The sequence below is a fragment of the Parabacteroides goldsteinii DSM 19448 = WAL 12034 genome, from assembly GCF_000969835.1.
GTDB classification, from domain to species: domain Bacteria; phylum Bacteroidota; class Bacteroidia; order Bacteroidales; family Tannerellaceae; genus Parabacteroides; species Parabacteroides goldsteinii.
This window is the reverse complement of the sequence record NZ_KQ033913.1, coordinates 2238480-2262361: the sequence shown is the minus strand read 5'-3', so window position 1 is coordinate 2262361 and position 23882 is coordinate 2238480. Positions and strand designations below refer to the sequence as shown.

General features: G+C 45.8%; 15 protein-coding genes. 14 read left to right on the top strand and 1 reads right to left on the bottom strand.

Features of this window, described 5'->3' with window-relative positions:
- Position 1: 1 nt before the first annotated feature.
- Positions 2 to 310: a type II toxin-antitoxin system RelE/ParE family toxin gene (locus HMPREF1535_RS22090; protein ID WP_046147494.1), complete on the top strand. Its 309-nt coding sequence runs from the start codon at positions 2 to 4 to the stop codon at positions 308 to 310.
- Here the strand turns inward: HMPREF1535_RS22090 and HMPREF1535_RS22085 are convergent.
- Positions 288 to 2360 (bottom strand): DNA topoisomerase 3, encoded by a 2073-nt coding sequence (locus HMPREF1535_RS22085; RefSeq protein ID WP_046147493.1) that lies wholly within the window; start codon positions 2358 to 2360, stop codon positions 288 to 290. The two genes, HMPREF1535_RS22090 and HMPREF1535_RS22085, sit on opposite strands and share 23 nt — an antisense overlap.
- Positions 2361 to 2561: 201 nt before the next feature.
- On the opposite strand from HMPREF1535_RS22085, the gene HMPREF1535_RS22080 reads away from it, so the two are divergent.
- From HMPREF1535_RS22080 to HMPREF1535_RS22010, 13 genes are all read left to right on the top strand, one after another.
- Positions 2562 to 3158, top strand: a complete 597-nt coding sequence (locus tag HMPREF1535_RS22080; protein WP_046147492.1) for an RNA polymerase sigma-70 factor — start codon at positions 2562 to 2564, stop codon at positions 3156 to 3158.
- Positions 3159 to 3222: 64 nt separating this feature from the next.
- A complete protein-coding gene (locus tag HMPREF1535_RS22075; RefSeq protein ID WP_046147491.1) occupies positions 3223 to 4209 on the top strand; it encodes a FecR family protein in 987 nt (328 codons plus the stop codon).
- Between the two features lie 268 nt (positions 4210 to 4477).
- Positions 4478 to 7906, top strand: a complete 3429-nt coding sequence (locus tag HMPREF1535_RS22070) for a TonB-dependent receptor (RefSeq protein ID WP_158599483.1) — start codon at positions 4478 to 4480, stop codon at positions 7904 to 7906.
- 21 nt (positions 7907 to 7927) lie between these two features.
- On the top strand, positions 7928 to 9745 hold the full coding sequence (locus HMPREF1535_RS22065) for a RagB/SusD family nutrient uptake outer membrane protein (RefSeq protein WP_046147489.1): 1818 nt from the start codon (positions 7928 to 7930) through the stop codon (positions 9743 to 9745).
- A gap of 158 nt (positions 9746 to 9903) precedes the next feature.
- A complete protein-coding gene (locus HMPREF1535_RS22060) occupies positions 9904 to 11313 on the top strand; it encodes a sulfatase family protein (protein ID WP_046147488.1) in 1410 nt (469 codons plus the stop codon).
- 10 nt (positions 11314 to 11323) lie between these two features.
- Entirely contained in the window at positions 11324 to 12907 is a 1584-nt protein-coding gene (locus tag HMPREF1535_RS22055) for a sulfatase family protein (protein WP_046147487.1), read from the top strand.
- A gap of 4 nt (positions 12908 to 12911) precedes the next feature.
- Positions 12912 to 15413: a carboxylesterase family protein gene (locus HMPREF1535_RS22050; protein ID WP_244275674.1), complete on the top strand. Its 2502-nt coding sequence runs from the start codon at positions 12912 to 12914 to the stop codon at positions 15411 to 15413.
- A 626-nt stretch (positions 15414 to 16039) separates the two neighbouring features.
- Positions 16040 to 17458 (top strand): energy transducer TonB, encoded by a 1419-nt coding sequence (locus HMPREF1535_RS22035; protein ID WP_046147678.1) that lies wholly within the window; start codon positions 16040 to 16042, stop codon positions 17456 to 17458.
- Between the two features lie 19 nt (positions 17459 to 17477).
- Positions 17478 to 18893, top strand: a complete 1416-nt coding sequence (locus HMPREF1535_RS22030; protein WP_046147485.1) for an energy transducer TonB — start codon at positions 17478 to 17480, stop codon at positions 18891 to 18893.
- 65 nt (positions 18894 to 18958) lie between these two features.
- Positions 18959 to 20314, top strand: coding sequence for a TonB family protein (locus tag HMPREF1535_RS22025; RefSeq protein ID WP_046147484.1), 1356 nt, complete (start codon positions 18959 to 18961; stop codon positions 20312 to 20314).
- 139 nt (positions 20315 to 20453) lie between these two features.
- Positions 20454 to 21476, top strand: coding sequence for a sensor histidine kinase (locus HMPREF1535_RS22020; RefSeq protein ID WP_046147483.1), 1023 nt, complete (start codon positions 20454 to 20456; stop codon positions 21474 to 21476).
- Between the two features lie 7 nt (positions 21477 to 21483).
- Positions 21484 to 22236: a LytR/AlgR family response regulator transcription factor gene (locus HMPREF1535_RS22015; RefSeq protein ID WP_046147482.1), complete on the top strand. Its 753-nt coding sequence runs from the start codon at positions 21484 to 21486 to the stop codon at positions 22234 to 22236.
- A 112-nt stretch (positions 22237 to 22348) separates the two neighbouring features.
- Positions 22349 to 23869 (top strand): 4Fe-4S binding protein, encoded by a 1521-nt coding sequence (locus HMPREF1535_RS22010; protein ID WP_046147481.1) that lies wholly within the window; start codon positions 22349 to 22351, stop codon positions 23867 to 23869.
- Positions 23870 to 23882 lie beyond the last annotated feature (13 nt).

Below are 23882 nucleotides of genomic sequence, written 5' to 3'. Positions count from 1 at the left end.
CATGGATATTTATTTTACCCCTCTCGCTCGGGAGCGTTTGGATGATATTGTTGAATATCTTGATATAACATGGGGGAAAGTTATCAAAAAGAACTTTCTTTCAGAGATAACTCGTTGTCTGAAGTTAATAAGTATAACTCCTGATTTATTTCCTTTGTTCGAAGATAGCCAAGAGGTGCGTCAATGTCTGATAACATATTATAATACGATGTACTATCGGGTAAAAAATAATCAAATACAAATATTGACTATTTGGGATAACCGTATGGACCCTCAAACTCTTAAATTTATTCTTTCTGAATTTGATTGATTACAGAAATAAGTTCCTCATCCGATAACCCTTCCCCATAAGTCGCATAATCCAGCCGGAATGTACAACCATTCTTATATTCGGAACAACCGTAGGCTGTTTTGCCTCGCAGGATGTTTCCTTTCTTGCAGATGGGGCAAACCGGTTTTGCCGGTTGTTGGGGGACTGCTTTCTCTTTGGGAGCCTCTTCCTTTTTTGCACGCGGCTTGCGGGGTTTCTTTTCTTTTTTCTCCTCTTTCGGTGCTTCTTTGGCGGCCTCCTCGATGGTGATGGTGCGGGTGGACTGGTCGGAAAGGACGTTGATGACTACCTGGTGGACCATCTGTTTGAGTTCGTCCAGGAATGTTTTTGCCTCATAAGTTCCACGTTCTATCTGACGCAGTTTCTTTTCCCATAAACCGGTCAGTTCGGCACTTTTCAGTAACTCTTCGTGTATTGTACCTATCAATTCCTTTCCGGTGGCGGTAGGGAACAGGTTCTTTCGTTCTTTACGGATATAGTTACGTTTGAAAAGCGTTTCAATGATAGCTGCACGGGTGGAAGGGCGGCCGATACCGTTTTCCTTCAAGGCATCACGCAAATCGTCATTATCGACCAGCTTACCGGCCGTTTCCATTGCACGGAGCAATGTAGCCTCTGTATAAGGCTTGGGCGGAGTCGTCCAGGTCTCCTTTAATAAAGGTTTGTGCGGTCCGGTTTCTCCTTTGGTGAAGTCCGGCAATACGCCTTCTTCCTCGGTCGGTTCGGCATCCGGGTCCTTTTGTTCCGCACCGAATACGACGCGCCATCCCGGTTTTAATATCTGTTTTCCGGTTACTTTGAAATCAACTTTACCCACTTTACCGAGTACGGTTGTGGTGGAGATTTCACAGTCCGGGTAAAAGGCGGCGATGAAACGACGGGCAACCAGGTCATATACCTTCCGTTCATTCTCCGTCAGATTACGGGCGGGTACACCGGTCGGGATGATGGCGTGGTGGTCGGTTACCTTTGAGTTGTCGAATACTTTTTTGCTTTTGGGAATCTTGGCATTCAACAGGGAAGCCGTCAGTTCGGTATAATCTACCAGCCCTTTCAGCGTATTCGGAACTTTCGGGTAAATATCATCACTCAGGAAAGTGGTATCTACACGGGGGTAGGTGGTCACTTTCTTTTCATATAATGACTGAATCAGTTTTAATGTATCGTCGGCGGTAAATGCAAACTTTTTATTGCATTCCACTTGCAACGAGGTCAGGTCGAAAAGGCGGGGAGCGTATTCCTTCCCTTTCTTTTCGGAAATATCGGTGACGGTAAAATCTTCCTGCTGTACGATTTCGAGGAAGGCTTCCCCTTCTTCCTTTTTGGTGAATTTACCCTTGGTTGCGGAGAAGGTCGTATTCCGGTAGACGGTTTTCAACTCCCAGTAAGGTTCGGGCTTGAAATTATCTATCTCTGCCTGGCGGTTTACAATCAGTGCCAGTGTCGGTGTCTGGACACGGCCGATAGAAAGTACCTGCCGGTTCTGTCCGTAACGGATTGTATATAATCGGGTTGCATTCATTCCCAGCAACCAGTCGCCTATGGCACGGGATAATCCGGCCTCATATAATCTGGCAAATTCAGTCTGTTCTTTCAGATGCTGGAAACCTTCGCGAATGGCTTCTTCGGTAAGGGATGATATCCATAAACGGTAAACCGGGCATTTACAGCCGGCTTTCTGCATCACCCAACGTTGAATCAGTTCTCCTTCCTGGCCGGCATCACCGCAGTTGATGACCATCTCTGCATTCTGCATCAGGCTTTCAATCACTTTGAACTGTTGTTCGTAGGTCGGGTTACTAATCAACTTGATACCGAAACGGGGAGGAATCATAGGAAGTGCTCCCAGGCTCCATCGTTTCCAGTCGTCGGTGTATTCGTGAGGTTCCTTGAGTGTACACAGATGTCCGAATGTCCAGGTAACCTGATATCCGTTTCCTTCAATATACCCATTCATTCTTTTTGTAGCCCCCAGTACTTCGGCAATCTCTCGTGCCACACTCGGTTTTTCAGCAATACATACTTTCATCTGCAATCTAATCCTTTCGTAAAAATCACACAAATGTACGCTTTCCTGTTGACTTAATAAAATCGTAGATAGAATTAAAGAAGTTCGCAGGAATGCCGGTCTTATTTTACAGACATGTTTGTGAGGTATATAGAATATCTTTATATTTGACAAGTTTTAGGATACAAAGAGTATGGATTGTGTTTCCACTTATTAGTTTAAATGTATAATAATTCAGAACAGGAAAAAATACTTATTGCAGGTTTGATTCAGGATGACGAGTCTGCATTCTGTGAATTATACGCTTTGTATAAGAACAGGCTGATGTTCTTTGCGATGAAGTTTCTTAAATCGAAAGAATTTGCAGAAGATGTTTTCCAGGATGCTTTCACCTCCGTCTGGCAAAATAGGCGTTTCCTGAATCCGGATTCTCCTTTTGCACCTTATGTTTATACAATTGTGAAAAACCGGATTCTCAATCTGCTGGCCGGGATAGAGAAAGAGCAACAGCTTAAAAATACCATCTTGTCCGGTTCGGTAGATGTGACCAATGATACGGAAGATAAAATATTGGATGACGACCTGAACCAACTGCTCGAAAAGGCCCTGCTCGATTTGACTTCGCAGCAACGCCGTATCTTCGATATGAGCCGGAAAGAGATGAAGTCTCATAAGGAAATAGCGGAAGAATTAAATATTTCAGTCTATACCGTCCAGCAGCATATCTCTGCATCTTTGAAAGTAATACGTTCATATTTAGTGAAATACTCCGGGACGTATGCCGATTTACTAGTACTGCTCTTTTGCCTGAATTCATAATAAAAGTTAATCATATCCCAGTTGTACCCCATTTCGTGGTACTATAAATACATGCACCGATAATATGGCAGATTTGAAGTATATAAACAACCTATTGAAACGATTCGTCGACGGCCTCTATACCCGTAAAGATGCCGACGACCTGTTGAAGCATTTCCATGCCGGAAAATACAATACGGAAATATCCGAGGCAATGGACAATGTATGGGAAGAGATGGAGGAAGATGAGGTTTCGTCGTTGCAGCATCAGCAATACAGGGAAGAGGCCCGTTTGTTATTATCGCGCATCCGGAAACCGGAGAAACGTTTCTCCTTTATTCCTTATCTGAGATATGTGGCAATCGTGGCTGTCATCTTGTCGATAGGTTGGGGCGGGTTCCGCCTGATACGTTCGAATCAGGAAAAGGTATTGACATATACGGAAGTGCATGTGAAGAACGGCGAACATAAACGGATTATTTTGCCGGATGGGACTTCCGTAACATTGAATGCCGGTTCTTATTTAAGATATCCCCGGGAGTTCATTACTGATGTCCGCCGGATAGAGATGAATGGAGAAGCATTTTTCGAGGTAACCCGGGATGAAGAGAAACCTTTCCTTATCCATACGAAAGATGCCGATGTAAAGGTGCTGGGTACTTCCTTCAATGTGAAAGCCTTCGATATGGACGAGCAGTTGACTGTTAGTGTTCAGACGGGGAAAGTGCAGGTCGATTTACCGGAAGCGATGATGCGCCTGCTGCCGGACGAACAGTTCGTGATGGATAAGACGAAAGGCGAGTTCCAGAAACGGAATGAAGATGCAAGGCTTTCCACTGTCTGGATAAAAGGTGGTCTTTATTTTAACAGGACTCCCATACGGACCGTTGTCAATGAACTGGTCCGCATGTATAACCGGACTATTGAATTTGCCCCGGGTGCGGAATATGACGATTATATTTACGGGGAACATGATAATAAAAGTCTGGAAGCAGTACTTAAATCGATACAATATTCAACAGATATAAAATACAGGATAGAAAATGACAAAATAGTTTTATATAAGAATTGATTATTAACTTATTCTAAATTGATACTTACATGAAAGACACCAGTTAACTTATCCATAAAAAGAAAAGGAAGGTCACAGGGACCTTCCTTATACTCTACCGATTGTCCGGAGTGGAGGCCAGGCAATCTTACGGAGTCGTTTTAAATTACTATTCAAAACAACCATAAAACATTCCAAATTTATGAACTTCCTTAATATTAAGAAGTATTGTTGGGCTTGTTATGCTGTACTTTTTGTTTTTTTAGCAGTTGTATGCGCACAACCGGCGATGGCCCAAACGATAAAATCAGAAGTAGTGACCGTTGAGGTCCACAATCAACCGGTAGAAAAGGTCCTCAAAGAGATTTCCCAGCAAACGGGAGTCAAGTTCTTTTACGGCGAGACCGTCACCAACAACAAGTTAACGGTCAATTTGTCCTTTAATGGCAAACCGTTGAAAGACGTCTTAAATGAAATATCCAAACAGACCGGTCTGGATTTTAACCGGGAGAACAATACCATTGCAGTCAGCGTGCGTAAAACCAACGCTGCTCCGTCCCGTCAGCAGGCACAGCCGGAAAAGAAAATTTCAGGTGTGGTAACAGACGACAGGGGAGATGCTGTTATCGGTGCGAATGTGGTAGTGAAAGGTACCACCAACGGCACAATTACGGATATCGACGGTAAATTCAGCCTGGATGTTCCGTCCGGCAGTACACTGACGATTTCCTACATCGGTTATCTGAACAAAGAGATACGTGTAGACGGACAGCAGTCGCAATATGCAGTTAAGTTGCTGGAAGATACCCAGACACTGGATGAAGTCGTAGTCGTAGGTTTCGGTACACAGAAAAAAGCCAATCTGACAGGTGCCGTGAGTACGGTGAAGATGGAAGAGGTAATGGGTGACCGTCCGGTCGTTTCCGCCAGCCAGGCGTTGCAGGGAGCTATGCCGGGTCTGACAATTACCACCAATGCCGGTAGTCCGGGTAAGAGCATGACATTGAATGTTCGCGGTACCAACCGTCTGAATATCGACGAATACGGAGAAGGCGAACCGTTGGTATTGGTAGATAATGTTCCGATGGATATCAATATGATTTCTCCGTCCGATATTGAAACGGTAACTGTATTGAAAGATGCGGCTTCTGCTGCTATCTACGGTGCACGTGCTGCTTTCGGTGTTATTTTGATTACAACCAAACAGGCGAATAAAGAGCAAAAGGTTTCTATCAATTACAACAACAACTTTGCATTCTCAAAGCCTCAGTCTTTGATAGAAAAAGCGTCTCCGCTGGAAACAGTCCGTTTCTATAATGATATGGGATATAAGAACGGCCGTTATAACAACGGACAGGATATCACTGCATGGTTGGGCTATCTGGAAGATTACCAGGCAAATCCGGGTAAATATCCGTTAGGCTATTATATGGATGACAATGGTAACCGGTACGATTTAAAAGAGAACAACCACTTGGAACGTATGATGGATAATTATGGTTTCCAGCAGACACATAATGTTTCAGTGAGCGGCGGTACAGCCAAGTCTGCTTACCGTCTATCTTTCGGATACCTGGATGAAGACGGTATTCTGGTTACGGATAAGGACGGTTATAACAGATACAACCTGTCTTCTTTCGTGAATACGGAAATTACTTCCTGGTTGAAAGTGCAGGCGGATATTAAATACTCCAAGTCGAAAACGACCAACCCGAATATGAATACGTTGAGAAACTGGTCGCCGTATCGTCTGGCCCAATTGCTGCCGACTTATTATCCGGAAGGTGACGTTGAGATAAATGGAGAAACTTATCCAATCGGTACTCCCCGCTGGAATATCATGAATTCTCCGGTCCAGGCAAAGAACAACGAAGATATCCGTCTTTTTGGTAAAGCTATTTTCAATCCGATGGAAGGACTGTTAATCAATGCTGAATATACTTTCAACAGAACTAATTACGACCAGGATGAATACCAGAAAACAGTGAAGTATGTGAATGCGGAAAACAACTATTTCTCAGTGGCGGACTCCTATAGCGGTAACTCTTCATACCAGTTGGATGAAAAGCATATCAACTACAATGCAATCAACGTTTACGGAAATTACGATAAGACGATAAACGACCACTCTTTCAGTGTAATGGCAGGTTTCAACCAGGAATACAGTTACATGCGTAGAGTTTGGGGAAAGAAATTGCATGTGGTAAATCCGGAACATCCCTCATTGAGCGGCGCAGACGGAACCATGACTACCGGTGATGAATATGACGAATATTCGTTACGTGGTTTGTATTACAGAGCTTCTTATAACTATAAAGGGAAATATCTGTTTGAAACGAACGGGCGTTATGATGGTTCTTCCAAATTCCCTTCAGGCAACCGTTTCGGTTTTTTCCCTTCTTTCTCGTTAGGTTGGAGAGTTTCTGAAGAAAAATTCATGGATTGGTCGAAGGAATATGTTACGAACTTCAAGCTGAGAGGTTCTTTCGGACAGGTAGGTAACCAGGCAATTAAGAACTATGCATTCCTGGGCGTAATGGCGACGGAAAACGGATGGTTGGAAAATGGCTTATGGAATATAACCCGTAAAGTTCCGGCTTTGGTTAGTTCGAGCTTTACCTGGGAAAAGGTGGAAACGCTGGATATCGGTTTCGACTTGGGTATGTTCGATAACCGTTTAGACCTGGTATTTGACTGGTATCGTCGCGATACGAAAGGTATGTTGGCTCCGGGTAAGGAACTTCCTTCTGTGCTTGGCGGTTCTTCTCCGTTGGAAAACTCGGCCGACTTGCGTACAAAAGGTTGGGAGTTGGCAATAAACTGGAGAGACCGTATCGGTAAAGACTGGCGTTATAACATCGGTTTGAACCTGTATGATTCACGTTCGAAAGTAACGAAGTTCGATAACCCGACAGAATCATTGTCTACTTATCGTGTAGGTCAGGAAATAGGGGAAATATGGGGATTTGTTACAGACCGTTTCTATACGGAAGATGATTTCGAAACGATTGATGAGGCGAAAGGTATCTATAAACTGAAAGAAGGAGTTCCTACTATCGACCCGTATGTTCGTGACCCGAGACCTGGTGATATCCTGTTCAAAGACTTAGACGGGAATGGTAAAATTGATAACTCAGGTGACAACACGGCTAAAAATCCGGGTGACAGAAAGATTATCGGTAATAATTCCAGACGCTATCCGTATGCAATCAATGCCGGTGTGGGTTGGAAAGGTTTTGACCTGACCGTATTCTTCCAGGGAGTTGGAAAACGTGACCTGATTGTCGGTACGGACGGTAAATCGAATTTCCTGGCATGGCCGCACACCAACACGGATAACCCGAATGCTGCTGCTACAGTATTGAAACATCACCTGGATTATTGGACTCCTGAAAATCCGAATGCTTATTACCCGCGTTTAGGAAACCAGACAGGTGTGAACCAGGGAACGGATGGTTTCAACAGAAGGAATCAGACTAAATATCTGATGGATGCCTCTTACATCAAACTGAAAAATATCACATTGAGTTATTCATTCCCGAGTAGCTGGCTTGAGAAAACAAGAGCGATTTCGGCTTTTAAAGTATTCTTTAGTGGTGAAGACCTCTGGACAAAACATCATATGTATAAAGGAATGGACCCTGAACAAACGATGAGTATTAATGACTTGTATCCGTTCATGAAGAAATTCTCTTTTGGTATTAATGTTACTTTATAATTTGTATAACACTTGATTCTTATGAAAAAAATATATTTATCAGCATGTCTGGCTGCTTTTCTTATTGGAGGTACTTCCTGCCTGAATGATGAATTCCTGGATAAATACCCGATCGATAAAGAAACGGAAAACACGGTCTTTACGACTTATGATAATTTTAAAATGTACGCGTGGGGATTGTACAATAAAACACTGATTGCTTATCAGAACTATCCTCAGGCAGGAGATGTATCGGATATGTTGTTCGATTCGAATGATGCCCGTGGTATCGCCTGGGCAAACAACCGTATGTCTGCTTCGAATGTAAGTGCGGATACATGGACGTTTGAATTTATCCGCCGGGTGAATCTGATGCTGGATAATATCGAAAACTCACAGATGACGGAAAAGGAGAAAGCGCACTGGCGTGGAGTCGGTTATTTTTTCCGTGCTCATGAATACTTCAAACTTCTTCAGAAGTTCGGTGACTTGCCCTGGCTGGAACATCTGGTAGGGACCGGAGATGTGGATGTGTTGTATGCAAAACAAGATTCCCGTGAGGTGGTTGCCAATCACATGTTGGAAAATCTGTTGTATGCCGAAGAGCATATAAACGAGAAAGGTGACGGCGACAATACGGTCAATCCGAATGTAGTACGTGCTTTTATTTCCCGTTTCGGCCTGTATGAAGGGACCTGGAGAAAGTATCATGGTAGTGTGGATAATGTAGACGGTACGAAATATCTGGAAGCAAGCGTGAAAGCCTCCCAGAAACTTATCGACCAGAATCTGGGACTGATGGCGGATTATGATGATGTGTTTAACTCATCCAGCCTGAAAGGACAAAGCAGTATCCTTCTGTATCGGGAGTACCTGGAAAACGAAAGCGGAAAGGGGCACGATTTGACTCAGCGTACGACTGGCGAACGTTTGTATGAAGGTTCAAAGAAGCTCGTAGAACAATACTTATGTGCTGACGGACGGCCTATTTCTACTTCTACCGTTTATGATGGCGACAATACGGTGTATGATGAATTCAGAAATCGTGACTTACGTCTGTATTATACAATTTGTCCTCCTTATAAAGTGACGGTTTCTACGGATTTATCCCATTGGGAATATACGGACAACGCTGTGGAACGTGAGTATATGGATTTAATGGGTAAGTTATCTAAAAATAATCCGGAGAGGAAAATGTTGCCTCTGTCGAAGAAGGCTTCTTATATTGCGAATATACCGAATTTGACGGCAGTAAAAGTCAGCGGTGTGGATACGCAGACCGGTTACTTCATGTACAAATATTATAATGCGTTACCCGGAGCTGATAAAGGAGAGGTACAAGGTACCGACGGGCCTATCTTCCGTATGGGAGAGGTGTTGATAAACCATGCCGAAGCAATGTTTGAACTGGGACGTTTCGACCAGTCCGTTGCCGATGCTACTGTCAACAAGTTGCGTGCACGTGCCGGCGTTGCGGCTATGGAGGTAAACAATATCGGTGCTGATTTCGACAAGTTCCGTGATTCGGATGTCGCTCCTGTTTTGTGGGAGATACGCCGTGAAAGATGTTCCGAATTGATGGGTTCAGGTTTCCGTTTTGACGATATCAAACGTTGGAAAAAAGGTAACTATCTGAATGAACAGCCTGTCGGCGTCAAGATTAATAATATAGAAGATTACAATAGCGAAGCGCTGGCAAAGAGTCTGTATAAAGGTTCGGAAATGCCTCGCTATGTAAACTGCGTTACTTATATCGAGAAACCGAATCCGGGTTGGGAAGATAAATGCTATCTGTATCCCATTCCTTTGAAACAAACTCTTTTAAATGAAAATCTGGTACAGAACCCAGGTTGGAAATAATTGAACATACCTTCCCGCATCCGGACCAGGATGCGGGAGTAATTCTGATTTCTTCCGAATGAAAAAGCGATTTCATTCGGAAGAAATTTATTTTATTCGTATCTTTAACGCTCTTATGCGGTAATAATAACAACATTATCTAATAAAAACACGATATCATGAATAGTAAGCTAATGCTTTTGGCTGCGGCCTCCGGACTATCAGTAACGGGACTTGCAGCGAACTACACCAACTTCATTATTATCAACCTCGATGATGCCGGTTATGGGGATTTTTCTTATAATGGCGCATACGGATATAAAACGCCGAACATCGACCGTATGGCAGCCGAGGGAGTCCGCTTCACTCATTTTCTGGCCGGACAACCTATCAGTGGCGCTTCGCGTGCCGGACTGCTGACCGGATGCTATCCGAACCGTATCGGATTTGCCGGTGCACCGGGACCGGGTTCTGATTATGGTATCAGTCCGGACGAAATGACGATAGGAGAGTTGCTGAAGCAGAAAGGATACAGTACCGCTGTTTTCGGTAAATGGCATCTGGGAGATGCTAAACAGTTCCTGCCTTTGCAGAACGGCTTCGATGAATATTACGGATTGCCTTATTCAAACGATATGTGGCCTTTCCATCCGCAGCAGGGAGAAGTGTTCAATTTCCCGGACCTGCCGACTTATGACGGAAATGAGATTATTGGTTATAACACCGACCAGTCACAGTTTACAACGGATTATACCTACCGTACGGTCAATTTCATCAAGAAGAACAAGAATAAACCGTTCTTTATCTATCTGGCACATTCCATGCCGCATGTTCCGCTGGCCGTTTCCGACAAGTTTAAAGGAAAGAGCGAACAGGGACTGTATGGCGATGTCATGATGGAACTGGACTGGAGTGTCGGTGAAGTATTGAAAGCACTCCGCGAACAGGGGCTGGAAGAAAATACACTGATTGTCCTTACGTCTGATAACGGCCCGTGGGCGAACTACGGTAACCATGCCGGTTCGGCCGGCGGATTGCGTGAGGCTAAAGCTACCACTTTCGACGGAGGTAACCGTATCCCTTGCGTGATGTACTGGAAAGGAGTAACCCAGCCGGGAACAACCTGTAACAAACTGGCATCCAATATCGACCTTCTTCCGACATTGGCAGATATCAGCGGCGCACCGCTGCCCCAGCGTAAGATTGACGGTGTCAGCATCCTGCCTTTGATAAAAGGGGAGCAAGATGCCAACCCGCGCGAATCGTTCGTTTATTATTATCACAAAAATGATTTGGAAGCAGTCACGGACGGTAAGTTCAAGCTGGTCTTCCCGCATAAATATGTCACTTACGGCGCTTATGTGCCGGGTAACGACGGACAGCCGGGAGATTTGACAAACCTGGAATTGAAGAAAGCCGAGATGTATGACCTGCGCCGTGACCCGGGAGAACGTTACGACGTTATTTCCCAATATCCGGAAGAAGCAGCCAAGCTGATGAAGATTGCCGACGATATGCGTAAAGACCTGGGAGATAACCTGACACGTGTGAAGGGTACAGGACGCCGCGAACCGGGAAAACTGAAATAATAATATAAAAATGAGAAACGCTAATCTAATTGTAAAAGCAGGTATGTTGGCAACATGCCTGCCTTTTATTGGCTGTAACTCGGCCAATAAATCAGAGAAAAGCCAGGAAGAACGTCCGAATATTCTTTTTATCCTGTCTGACGACCATACAGGCCAGGCATGGGGTATCTACGGAGGTATTTTGGCCGACTATGTGAAGAACGAGAATATCCGCCGCCTGGCCGCCGAAGGCTGCGTGCTGGATAACTGTTTCTGTACGAACTCAATCTCCGCACCGAGCCGTGCCGCTATTATGACCGGGGCATACAGCCACCGCAACGGCGTCTATACGCTGGAGGACGGGTTGGACCCGGCAGTCGATAATATCGCCAAGCAAATGCAGGCCGGCGGTTACCAGACCGCCCTGATCGGTAAATGGCATCTGAAAAGGCAACCGGCCGGCTTCGACCACTTCAATGTGTTCCATGACCAGGGGGAATATGTCAATCCGATCTTCAAAACTGCCGAGAACTGGGTGGACGACGATAAGGGCAAGCAAGGCACCGAGGTAAAAGGTTTCTCTACCGATATCGTTACCGACCAGACCATCGACTGGATACGCAACCGGGATAAGAACAAACCGTTCATGATGTGCTGTCATTTCAAGGCAACGCACGAACCTTGGGATTTTCCGGAACGGATGAAGCATCTGTACGATGATGTTGTCTTTCCGGAACCGGAAAGTATGATGGAGTTCGGACCGGAAACGTCCGGGAGGGCATTCCAGGGCCAGCAGCTGGAGAATATGGGATGGCGTTGGGAAACCGCATCGAAAGACCCTGCCGCCTGGTGGTGCCAATATCCGGAACTGCCTTTCTCTACGAAAGGTATGGATAAAGTGGCTGCCCGTAAGAAAATCTATCAGAAAATGATTAAAGATTACCTGCGTTGCGGCGCGACCATCGACGACAACATCGGACGCTTGCTCAAGATGCTGGATGAAGAAGGACTGGCCAAGAATACGATTATCGTCTATGTTTCCGATCAGGGATATTTTCTGGGAGAACATGGTATGTTCGATAAACGTATGATGTATGAAGAACCGTTGCACATGCCTTTCGTGATTCGTTATCCGAAAGAGATTCCGGCGGGAACACGCAATAAGGATATTATCCTGAATGTAGATTTCGCCGCCACACTTGCCGATTACGCAGGTATCAAGGCGCCGGAAAAATCACAGGGAGAAAGTTTCCGTCAGAACCTGAAAGGTGAAACACCGGCCGACTGGCGTAAGGAAATGTATTACCGTTACTGGACACACCATTCCATCCGCCCAGCCCACATGGGTATCCGCAACGAACGGTATAAGCTGATGTTCCTTTACGGCGACCGTCTGAATGCAACCGGCTCAGAAGAAACTCCGACAACACCGGTCTGGGAATTTCATGACCTGCAAGTCGACCCGAAAGAAGATAAGAATATGTACAATGAACCGCAGTATCAGGATATCATCAAAGAGATGAAACAGGAATTGCTGACACTCCGTCAGGAAGTCGGCGACACCGATGCCGATACTCCCCGGATGAAAGAGATTATGGACCAGTATTATTGGTAATCAAATGAAAAAAATTTATCTAATGGCTGTCGCCAGCCTGTATCTGGGATTATCCCCTTTGGCGGCGCAACAGACAAAAGGGAACATCGTCGAGTATTTTGGAAAAGAGCGTGTGGAACGTGTCGACGAGGGTATGATATTGCACACTTTCCGGCAGGGTTATTTCTTGCCGGTGACGGCTCCTTCCGGTTATTTGTTTACGACCTCTGATGGGTTGGGCTGGGAGATCGCGACCGGGAAGTTCAAGGCTCCTTCTGCAAATGACCTGACGGCAACAAATTACGGACGGACCCGCGAAGCCGTGCAATGGACTCCTATCGAGGCCGACTCTACCGGAAAGTTCGCCAACCGTGCTTTACGCCGTGCCTATGTTTTTACGGAATATAAGGCGGATAAACCTCAGATCGCCTTGCTCGAATCAAGCGGGAATACCCGTACCTTTATCAATGGTATGCCTCATGAGGGCGACCATTACGACTTTGCCTATACGCTGATTCCTTTCCGGATGCAGAAAGGAATGAATGAGTTTATATTCACTCCCGGCCGTTTCGGCAGAGTAGAAGCCAAGTTGATTATCCCTACCAAGCCGGTGATGCTGACAAAGAGGGATATGACCCTTCCCGACATTATCAACGGGGAAGGAGAGAAATGGGCCGCCATCCGTATCGTCAATGCACAGGAGAAAGCTCTTACCGGACTGAAGATACAATGTACGCTGGAAAACGGAGAGTCTGCGACCCGTACGACGGACGATGTCATGCCTATGATGGTCCGCAAGGTGAAATTCCGTATCCCCGGCGCTACCTCTTCAAAGAAGGGGGAGACGAAGGCAATTGTTATCTTGCAGGACAAATCCGGCAAAGAGATTGACCGCACGGAGATATCCCTGCAACAGAAAGATGCTTCTTCCATCCACGAACGTACCTTTATCAGCGATGTGGACGGAAGCGTGCAGTATTACAGCGTGAATCCTTCTACTACGCAGGGCGATAACCAGGCATTATTCCTGTCCGTCCACGGCGCATCCGTGGAGGCCCGCAACCAGGCCCGTGCCTATGCGCCGAAGGACTGGGGACATATTATTGCCCCGACCAACCGCCGCCCATTCGGTTTCAACTGGGAAGAGTGGGGACGTATCGACGCGATGGAAGTGCTTGCCGAAGCAGAAAAGGTCTTTAAGACAGACCCCGCCCATACTTATCTTACCGGGCATTCGATGGGAGGCCACGGAACCTGGTTCCTGGGTGTAACCTATCCCGACCGTTTTGCCGCTATCGCTCCCTGCGCCAGCTATCCGGATATTGCCAAATATTCAAGGCCGAATGCGGATGCAGCGAATGTCGGTGAGAAACATTTCCCGATGATTTGCCAGGCGGCCAATGCCGGACGTGTCCTCGATTTGAGAAAGAACTTCCTGCAATCGGGCATTTACATTCTTCACGGCGATTCGGACAATGTCGTTCCTATTGAACAGGTTCGCCGCATGCGTGAAATACTGGGTACTTTCCATCCCGACTTCTGTTATTATGAATATCCGGGCGGTTCCCATTGGTATAGTAATGAAAGCGTTGACTGGAAACCTATCTTCGATTATTTCCGTTGGCACAGTGTGCCGTCTGCCGACAAAGTGAAACAGCTGGAGTTCCATACCGCTTCCCCGGCTATCTCTGCCAAAGATTATTGGGTGACCATCAACCAGCAGGATACGGCTTACGATTTTTCTTCCGTCTCTTTCAAACAGACGGATAACGGTATTTCGGGCACGACATCCAATGTGGCATCGCTTACATTCGATTTTCCGGCTCTGAAACTTCCGGCAGAAGCCAGCATCACTATCGATAACGAAACAATTCCGGCAGACGGAACCCGGCCGGCTGTGCTGAAGAAGGTTTCCGGCAAATGGACTTTGGTAGAAGAGATTCCGGTAACGGAGAAATATCCTTCCCGTTACGGCGGCTTCAAGCAGGCATTCGATAATCGTGTCGTGTTTGTATATGCTACCGGAGGAAATAAGGAAGAAAATACCTGGTATCAGAACAAGGCCCGCTTTGATGCGGAGACTTTTCTGTACAGGGGCAATGGCTCTATCGACGTGATTGCCGACAAAGATTTCATCCCTTCCGCCTATGCAGACCGGAATGTGGTGCTTTACGGAAATGCCAGTAACAACAAAGCCTGGAACAAGCTCCTGAAGAATGCCCCCATACAAGTCTTGAAGGGAGAAATCCGCATGGGAGACAAAGTGCTTAAAGGCAACGACCTGGGAACTTATTTCGTCTACCCGCGTCCCGACAGTCCAACTGCCAGTGTCGGTGTAGTGGCCGGAACAGGCATCGAAGGCATGAAAGCAACTTATCCGAACGACTATATTTCCGGCATTACCGGCTTTCCCGATTTACTGATATTCAATGTCGATATGTTGAAAGAAGGTATTCATGGCATCCAGGTATCCGGTTTCTTCGGCAACGACTGGAGTGTGGAAGACGGTTGTTTTATAACGGAATGAAGAGGAGGGCGTTTTAGAATATGAGTTAAATAGACGCGGATAACGCGGATAAAAAAAATGGGTGCCCCAACTGTTTTCACTGGCTGCTGCAGCTGTTTCCGGTGGCTGCTGCAATCAAATAAAATAGCTGCCGCAGCCAATCTATTCGGGGGCAGATGGGGGCGGCAAAAAGAGGGTTTTGAAAACTTTATAATAAGATGTTCCTTGTTCCTTTTACGATCAGTTCGTAGAAGGAACAAGGAACACACTATACAGAAGTTTCCCAAAAAGCCTTTTTGTCGCCCCCATCCGCCCCCGATTCTTAAAACGGGAGTGTAGAATTAAGAGGTAGACTTTGTTATTTTATTATCTGTTAGGTTGTTAACCTTTCTTTGATAGATTATATCCAAATCCCTTATGGCGGGTTTTACCTGGTCGTTCGTCAGTCCAATGACGGCAAAAAGAGGCTTTCCATGTCTCTTTTGTGACTCAAAAATGGTGACTTTTAACACTTTTTCCAGTTGATTTATGCTCGTTGTGGTCACGGAATAGCGTGTTTGTTCCGCTATTTGGACATGATTTTGCCGGAGATAAGCATTATCCTATCTTTAATTCCGTATATTTGGAAACAAATTAAAAAGAGCGGTATGGAGAATTACTATCTTTCACTAGTATGTCTCAGTTGCTTGTGGCTTGTTTCTTCCTGCAATGTCTCCACTTCCCGCAAGCAGACGGATTTAATGCCGACAGACAGTGTCGGCCAGATAACGGGCCGGGAGATGTCTGCACAGGAAGTACCGATACGATTGCTACATAAACTGGGAGAACTTTATGGAGATAATCCTCCCGGAGTCGTCGGTTTCTCGGTAGAAAGCAAGGATTGTCCCGATTTTATCGGTGGTGTCTATATCAACGACCGGGATACGCTGGTTATCCAGATTAGGGGTGATTCTGCCGCCGTACGTAAACAACTGGAAGAAGTTCTGGATTCGAAAGAGTTTATCGTAGAACCGGCCGGAGCTTACACGCAGAAGGAACTGGCTGTTATTCAGAACAAACTGAGCGAACGATGGGAAGCATTGAAGGAAACGCCTGTTATGCAGAATGTGGTAAGTACAGGTGTTGGAATCAATGACATAGAAATCCGTTTGATGCTTAACACGCCGGAGAAGCGGAAAGAGTTCCGTGAGAAAGTAATGGATTCCCCCGCTTTTCGTTTTACCGGGCCGGAGAAGGCTGCCGAAAATGCAATGGTGGGGGGTAATGATACACGGGGCATATCTCTTCGTCCGGAGTATACGGTTTATCCGACCGATGCGGAGAAGGCTTCTTTTATTTTGTATAACAATAGCGGTGATAAGGTTTATTATGGTAGAGATTATACTATCACCTATGAAGATACGGATGGCGTATGGCGCGGACTGCCTACAGACCGAATCGTAGTCTTGATTGCTTATGGTGCGGAAAATGGGGAGCATAAGACTATTGACGCTTCTCTTTATCCTCAAGTGCATGCGAACCTTCCCGGACGCTATCGTTTTTTTCTTGATGTCACCCTTGGAGACCTTCGTATAGGGAATAACGTACGTCTGATGACAGAATTTGTCCTTTCTGATGATAAACAGGAACTGGCACATGCCACTAAAACTCCCATTCCCGAATATATCCTGCAAGGAATATCTGAACAGGAATATCTGATACAGAAAGAACGTGAACTGGAACAGGAATTAGAGACTAAGGTATTTGTGGTGGTGGAACAAATGCCGGAGTTTCCCGATGGTGGTCAGCCGGGTATGCTGGCGTTTTTAGAGAATGCTGTATCGGAAGAGGTTAGAGCAACTGGCAAGGAAGACCGGATAACTCTTAGCTTTGTTGTTGAGAGGGACGGCTCGTTGAGTAATATCGAGATTCTTCGTTCCAAAGGCGATAAGCAACTAGAAGACGAAGCAATCCGTATCATCCGGAAAATGCCGAAATGGAACCCCGGCAAACAACATGGGAAGATAGTCAGGACGAAATACACCATTCCGGTCACTTTCCGTAAGAAGCAGGCGAGTAATGGATAATCAATAAATCAGATGAGGTATGGAAAATCGACTTCTTTTATCAGTATGTATCGGTGGTCTGTTGTTTGCTTTCTCCTGCAACATCTCCACTTCTCGTAAATTGGCGGACACGATGTCGACAGACAGTATTTGTGAGACTCCAGCTCACAATATGTCAGACCGGGAAGTCTCTGCCCAGGAAGTTCCGATGCGGCTATTGGATAAGCTGAGTGAACTCTATGGCGATAACCCTCCCGGTGTTATTGGTTTTTCGGTCGAGAGCAAGAATTGCCCCGACTTTATCGGCGGCGTCTATATTAATGACCGGGATACGTTGGTTATCCAAATCAGAGGTGACTCTGCCATTGTCCGTAAACAACTGGAAGAGATATTGGGGTCGAAGGAGTTCATTGTCGAACCAGGTTTGACCTATACTCAAAAAGAACTTTTAGCAATTAACGAAAAACTGACTGAACGATGGCGGCAACTCGAAAGAACTTCTGTGATGCGTAATGTGAAAAGTACCGGGGTTGGAGCACATGCTATCGAGGTATGCCTGATTGTCAATACTCCTGAGAAGCAAAAAGAATTTCGTGAGAAAGTGATGGATTCCCCGGCTTTCCGTTTTACCGGTCCTGAGGTGCCCCCTGTAAATACAACAGTAGGAGTGAACGATATAAAAGGCGTTGCTCTTCGTCCTGAATACACTGTTTATTCAACGGAAACCAAGCAGGTAAAATTTATCTTATACAATCATAGCGGAGGTCCTGTTTGTTGCGGTGCACATTATTATATCACCTATGAAGACGATAAAGGTGTCTGGCGCAAACTGCCTATCAATGATTTTGCAGTCGATATCCTTTATGGGGTAGAGAATGGAGATAGTTGGGAGTTTTCTGCTTTTCTTTATCCCGATGTGTATCCGAACCATACCGGACGTTACCGCTTTTTCTATGAGGTTACCGTCGGTGATATGCACGTTGGTGACAAACTGTTGATGATGGCAGATTTTCGCCTGTCGGATAGCAAACAGGAACTGGCACAGGCTACCAAAACTCCTGTTCCCGAAACGGTTCTGGGTGGTTTATCCGAACAGGAATATCGTGAAAAGGAGGAACATTTATTTGCAACGCGGGTATTCACTGTCGTAGAACAAATGCCGGAATTTCCGGATGGCGGTCATTCCGGTCTTTTAAAATTCATTGAGGATAATATCTCGAAAAACATAACAAAAGAAGGACGTGTGGTTGTTTCGTTTGTTGTGGAAAGAAACGGTTCGTTAAGTGATATTCAGGTCATTCGTTCTTCTTCGTATAAAGAACTCGATGACGAAGCAATCCGTATCGTCCGGAAAATGCCGAAATGGATACCGGGCCAGCAGCGTGGTAAACCGGTAAAAGTAAAATATACCGTTCCGGTAGATTTCTATAAAGAAGAAAATAACCGACAAGAATGAGATGGGAGGCATGGGATTTTCTGTATATTTGGAAACCGTATAATATCTAATTGGAGGGCCTGTTTATGCGAATTATAGGATTTCTATTCGTGTACCTGTTTTCGTTGGCCGATTTGGGTGCACAGGTAAAAGACCGGTATCTTGAACTCACTCACGATACTCTTTCTGCCGAAATGGTTGGTACTAACTTCCTGCGTACGACATTTTCTTCCGCTCCGCAGGCTTTCTTTATGAATAAGGATTGCATGGATGATTGTAAAGCCTGGGAAATAGAGCAGTTGGACGATATCTATCGGTTCAAAGCGATTGAGGGCCATCGTCTTTTTCATTATTCTACAGACAGATTATCTGCTAAAACGATGGAAGCACCGGCTGACCGGGAGTTGTACGACCTGCTTTCGAATCTGTTCCGCCGTGCCCTCCTGCTGGCAGAAGATGTAGACGGGTATAGTCTCGGACTGGATGGGTATACCTGTTATTTCGCTTCGACGGATACTTGTGGAAAAGTGAACGTCGCTTTGAAATGGGCACCTGAGGCCGGTTCTTTGTGCCGCGAATTGACCGACCTGGGAGATTCCGTTTACAGCCGGATTGTCAGGAATGAGACTGATTGGGCTTTGACGAAGCAGGTTGCTGCCGCCCTTTTGGAGAAGTTGGAAAAAGAACCTGTCGATACAGTCCGTAATCCGGTTTATCGTGGCATCTGGCAGCTGGGATTACAACTGAAAAATCCGGTGGAGTTAAGTGAGGTGCCTCAATTTCCGGGTTTTGTAGATATTGAAAAGTATTTTTATGATAAGATGGAGTATCCTGTAGATATGTTAAAAGCAAATAGGGGAGGTTACGCCGTTTGCCAGTTTACGATAGACACAATGGGGATGGCAAAAGATGTTTTCACGCTGGAAAGTAGTGAGCCGGCCTGTGAAAAAGAGGTAAAGCGTCTGATAAATACAATGTCGCATTGGCTTCCGGCCTATGATAAAGCCGGCAAACGGGTGGAATGTATGTACGCTGTTTATGTCTCGTTTCGTCCGCAACATCATTATACCCGGCAGAAAATACGCGAAGCATGGGATAAACAGAAAGAACAGCTGTTTGTCGATTATGAATCGATGCCGGAGTTTCCCGGCGGTAGTGCTGCCTGTTTAGAGTTTATCAGGAAACATCTACAATATCCTTCTTCGTATATCGGTTCGAATAAGAATGTGAGGGTTACTTGTACATTTACTATAAATACGTATGGAGAGTTGGAGGATATTGAAGTTGTTCGTGGTAGCAATATTCCTGTATTTGATGAAGAGGCTTTGCGGGTACTTCGGCTTATGCCACGTTGGAAACCGGCTGTCGGTTACTATCAGCAACCTCGTTTTATGAAATGTCGATATACTGTTCCTGTTATATTTACAGACCCGGGGAAATAAGAAATTAGTCAAAACGCCTCTTCCGGTATTCTGACAGTGATTTTCTTTTCGTCTTCACGCTGCTTTTTTTCGTTTTCCTACCTGGGGATTGTGAAGTGCCGATTATTTTGTTTTTCTTTGTTACAGGAAATAAGATGCTATGGATTCGTTTGATACCTATATTGCCCGGAGACTTCCGCTGGTCAGCTTGATTAGTACGGTTTTTATCATATACCCAAACATCGCCTGTATCCCCTGGGAGTTGAAATATGTGGAGGGGACTGGCGTTACCGGTCTTCTTTCCTTTTTCGTGTATCGCTTCCTTTTCTTCTGGGGATTAATCAGCTTGCTGATACGCTATAATCTGAAGAAGATGCCGGCTACCCTGTTCAAGCAACGGTTGATGCGTAACTTCCTGTTTTCTTTTATCGCTTACCTGCTTTATGGCTCCATATCGTACGGGGTTTCTTCTTTGGGTATTCATACGGATGCTTTAGGCAGTATTCTGATATTCCAGTTCTTCGTGACATGTTTTCTCTGTACGTTTATCGGATATATTTCCATGTTGTATTCCCGGCAGCGGGAGAAGGAGTCGGAGATAGAGCGTTTGCGTTTTGAAAATCTGCAAAGCCGCTGCGATGCACTGGCCAACCAGATTAATCCGCATTTCTTTTTTAATTCGCTGAACGGCATCTCTTCATTGATTCGTAAAAAGGATGACGAAAAGACGCTGATGTATGTCCATCAGTTGTCCGATATCTTCCGCTATATCCTTCAGAGTGACCGGAAAGGGTTGGTCTCATTGCGGGAAGAGCTGGAGTTTATGCTGTCTTTCCAGTATGTCATGGAAGTTCGTTTTGCGAATAAACTGACCTTTTCAGTCCGGGTGGAAGAAGAACGGAAAGATTTGTTGATGCTGCCCGTTCTGTCTTTACTGCCTTTGGTGGATAACGTGGTTGTCCATAACAGGATAGACAGCGAACATAAAATGGAAATCTCAATCGTGCTGAACGAACAGGACGAACTGGTCGTATCGAACCCGGTCTATCCGAAGCTGTCCGCTCCCGATACCAACGGAACAGGACTTGCGAACCTGGAGAGCCGCTTTACTTTGTTAATGAATAAGCAGATACGGATAGAATCGACAGAAGAAACTTTCCGCGTCTGCCTCCCTTTAAAATGATACTTGTATGAACGTGTTGATTGTAGAAGACGAAACAGCAGCTTACGAAAACCTGGTGGATATATTGATGGAGGTTGCCCCGGATATACAGATTGCCGGGAATACCGAAAGTGTCACCCAGACCGTCCACTGGCTTCAGTCGAACCCGGCTCCGGAGTTGATATTTATGGATATACACCTGTCCGACGGTTCGGCCTTCAATATATTTGATAAAATAGAACTTGAAACGCCTATCGTTTTCACGACGGCTTACGACCGGTATGCGATAGAAGCTTTTAAAGTGAACAGCATCGACTATCTGCTGAAACCGATTAAGGTCGAAGATATCAGGCATGCTTTGGATAAATACGGCAAACTGAACCGGCAGGATATTCTCCAATACCTGTCACAGCTAACCCGGCTGGCTCCTGCCCCTAAATACAAGGATAAACTGCTGGTCCCTTATAAGGACAAGCTCTTGCCGGTCAACCTGAAGGATGTTTCCTGCTTTTACACATCCGGCAAAAATACCTCCATCTATCTGAAAGACGGAGCCAGTTACCCGTATTCCCGGACATTGGAACAGATAATGCCGTCCCTTAATCCGGCTGATTTTACCCGGGCGAACAAACAGTTCATCATTAACAGGGACAGTATATCCAATATCACTATCTGGTTCGACAGCCGTCTGCTGGTGACGCTCGATGTGGAGGTTCCCGAACGTATCTATGTCAGCAAGAATAAAGCATCCGAGTTTAAAGCGTGGCTGGTAAATGATTGACCGGCATTTCGCGATTATTCCCTTTTTTTTCGTTTTGACGAGACGTCTGTATCTTTTATATTAAAAATCCGGCATATTTGTACCGGATTATTAATCAATAATAGGATACATGATGTTACGAAAAATCAGACTGATAGCGGCTACCTTATGTTTCGTGCTTATCACTCTACTGTTCCTCGACTTTACAGGAACGTTGCACGGATGGTTCGGGTGGCTGGCTAAAATCCAGTTCTTACCCGCCGTGTTGGCATTGAATGTGGGTGTTGTGTTATTTTTAGTCCTTCTGACGCTGGCTTTCGGACGTGTTTACTGCTCGGTGATTTGTCCGTTGGGCGTTTTTCAGGATGTTATTGCGCGGATTGGCAGGAGAGGGAAGAAGTTGCCTTATTCTTATTCACCGGCGTTGTCCTGGTTACGTTACGGAGTATTGTTCGTTTTTGTGCTGGCGTTGGTTGCGGGGGTAGGATCTCTGGTTGCTTTGCTGGCTCCTTACAGTGCGTATGGGCGTATCGCTAATAATTTGTTTCAGTCGCTTTGGATGTGGGGGAATAATTTATTTGCTTATCTGGCGGCACGGGTGGAGAGTTATGCTTTTTATGAGGTGGATGTATGGATGAAGAGTCTGCCGACGTTTTTGGTGGCTTTGGCTACGCTGGTAGTTCTTGTCGTATTGGCCTGGCGTAACGGGCGTACTTATTGCAATACGATTTGTCCGGTTGGTACGGTGTTGGGGTTTATCTCCCGTTATTCTTTGTATCGTGTCACGATAGATACGGATAAATGCAACAGTTGCGGCCTTTGTGCCCGCCAGTGTAAAGCAGCCTGCATCAACAGCAAGGAACATAAAATCGACGGCAGCCGTTGCGTAGCCTGTATGAATTGCCTGGACGTCTGTCGTAAGAATGCGTTAACCTACGCACCGGTATGGAAAACGAAGAAACAGGCAACCGGCACGGAGAAACCTGAACCGGAAGATAAAACGAACCTTTCCCGTCGGCGGGCCTTGTCGGCAACAGCCCTGGTTGTGATGGGCAGTGCCCTGAAAGCCCAGGAGAAAAAGGGGGAAGAGGTTATCATGAAGAGAGACGGGGGACTGGCACCTATCAAAGAACGGAAAGAACAGGAAAAACTGACGGCGATTGTACCTCCCGGAGCCTTGAGCATACGGAATATGAGGCAGCATTGCACGGCCTGCCAGCTTTGTATCTCTGTTTGCCCGAATCATGTCCTGCGTCCTTCCGGCGATTTGATGACATTGATGCAGCCGGAGATGTCTTATGAGCGGGGCTATTGCCGTCCCGAATGTACAAAGTGTTCCGAAGTCTGTCCGGCAGGAGCCATCAAGCCGATAACGAAAGCTGATAAATCATCTGTCCAGATAGGGCATGCCGTATGGGTGAAAGCGAATTGTATCCCGCTGACCGACGGTGTCGAATGCGGTAACTGTTCCCGGCATTGTCCGACGAATGCGATAGAAATGGTTGCATCTGATGCGGATAATCCGAAATCCCTGAAGATACCGGTCATTAATACCGAACGTTGCATCGGCTGCGGTGCTTGCGAACATCTCTGCCCGTCGCGTCCGTTTACGGCTATCTATGTGGAAGGGCATGAAAGACATCGAGTTATTTAATCCGTTTTTAAAG

Excerpts from the sequence above, each read along its gene's own strand:
- HMPREF1535_RS22090 (WP_046147494.1), top strand. The coding sequence starts at position 2 with ATGGATATTTATTTTACCCCTCTCGCTCGGGAGCGTTTGGATGATATT.
- HMPREF1535_RS22085 (WP_046147493.1), bottom strand. The coding sequence starts at position 2,360 with ATGAAAGTATGTATTGCTGAAAAACCGAGTGTGGCACGAGAGATTGCC.
- HMPREF1535_RS22080 (WP_046147492.1), top strand. The coding sequence starts at position 2,562 with ATGTATAATAATTCAGAACAGGAAAAAATACTTATTGCAGGTTTGATT.
- HMPREF1535_RS22075 (WP_046147491.1), top strand. The coding sequence starts at position 3,223 with ATGGCAGATTTGAAGTATATAAACAACCTATTGAAACGATTCGTCGAC.
- HMPREF1535_RS22070 (WP_158599483.1), top strand. The coding sequence starts at position 4,478 with ATGGCCCAAACGATAAAATCAGAAGTAGTGACCGTTGAGGTCCACAAT.
- HMPREF1535_RS22065 (WP_046147489.1), top strand. The coding sequence starts at position 7,928 with ATGAAAAAAATATATTTATCAGCATGTCTGGCTGCTTTTCTTATTGGA.
- HMPREF1535_RS22060 (WP_046147488.1), top strand. The coding sequence starts at position 9,904 with ATGAATAGTAAGCTAATGCTTTTGGCTGCGGCCTCCGGACTATCAGTA.
- HMPREF1535_RS22055 (WP_046147487.1), top strand. The coding sequence starts at position 11,324 with ATGAGAAACGCTAATCTAATTGTAAAAGCAGGTATGTTGGCAACATGC.
- HMPREF1535_RS22050 (WP_244275674.1), top strand. The coding sequence starts at position 12,912 with ATGAAAAAAATTTATCTAATGGCTGTCGCCAGCCTGTATCTGGGATTA.
- HMPREF1535_RS22035 (WP_046147678.1), top strand. The coding sequence starts at position 16,040 with ATGGAGAATTACTATCTTTCACTAGTATGTCTCAGTTGCTTGTGGCTT.
- HMPREF1535_RS22030 (WP_046147485.1), top strand. The coding sequence starts at position 17,478 with ATGGAAAATCGACTTCTTTTATCAGTATGTATCGGTGGTCTGTTGTTT.
- HMPREF1535_RS22025 (WP_046147484.1), top strand. The coding sequence starts at position 18,959 with ATGCGAATTATAGGATTTCTATTCGTGTACCTGTTTTCGTTGGCCGAT.
- HMPREF1535_RS22020 (WP_046147483.1), top strand. The coding sequence starts at position 20,454 with ATGGATTCGTTTGATACCTATATTGCCCGGAGACTTCCGCTGGTCAGC.
- HMPREF1535_RS22015 (WP_046147482.1), top strand. The coding sequence starts at position 21,484 with ATGAACGTGTTGATTGTAGAAGACGAAACAGCAGCTTACGAAAACCTG.
- HMPREF1535_RS22010 (WP_046147481.1), top strand. The coding sequence starts at position 22,349 with ATGTTACGAAAAATCAGACTGATAGCGGCTACCTTATGTTTCGTGCTT.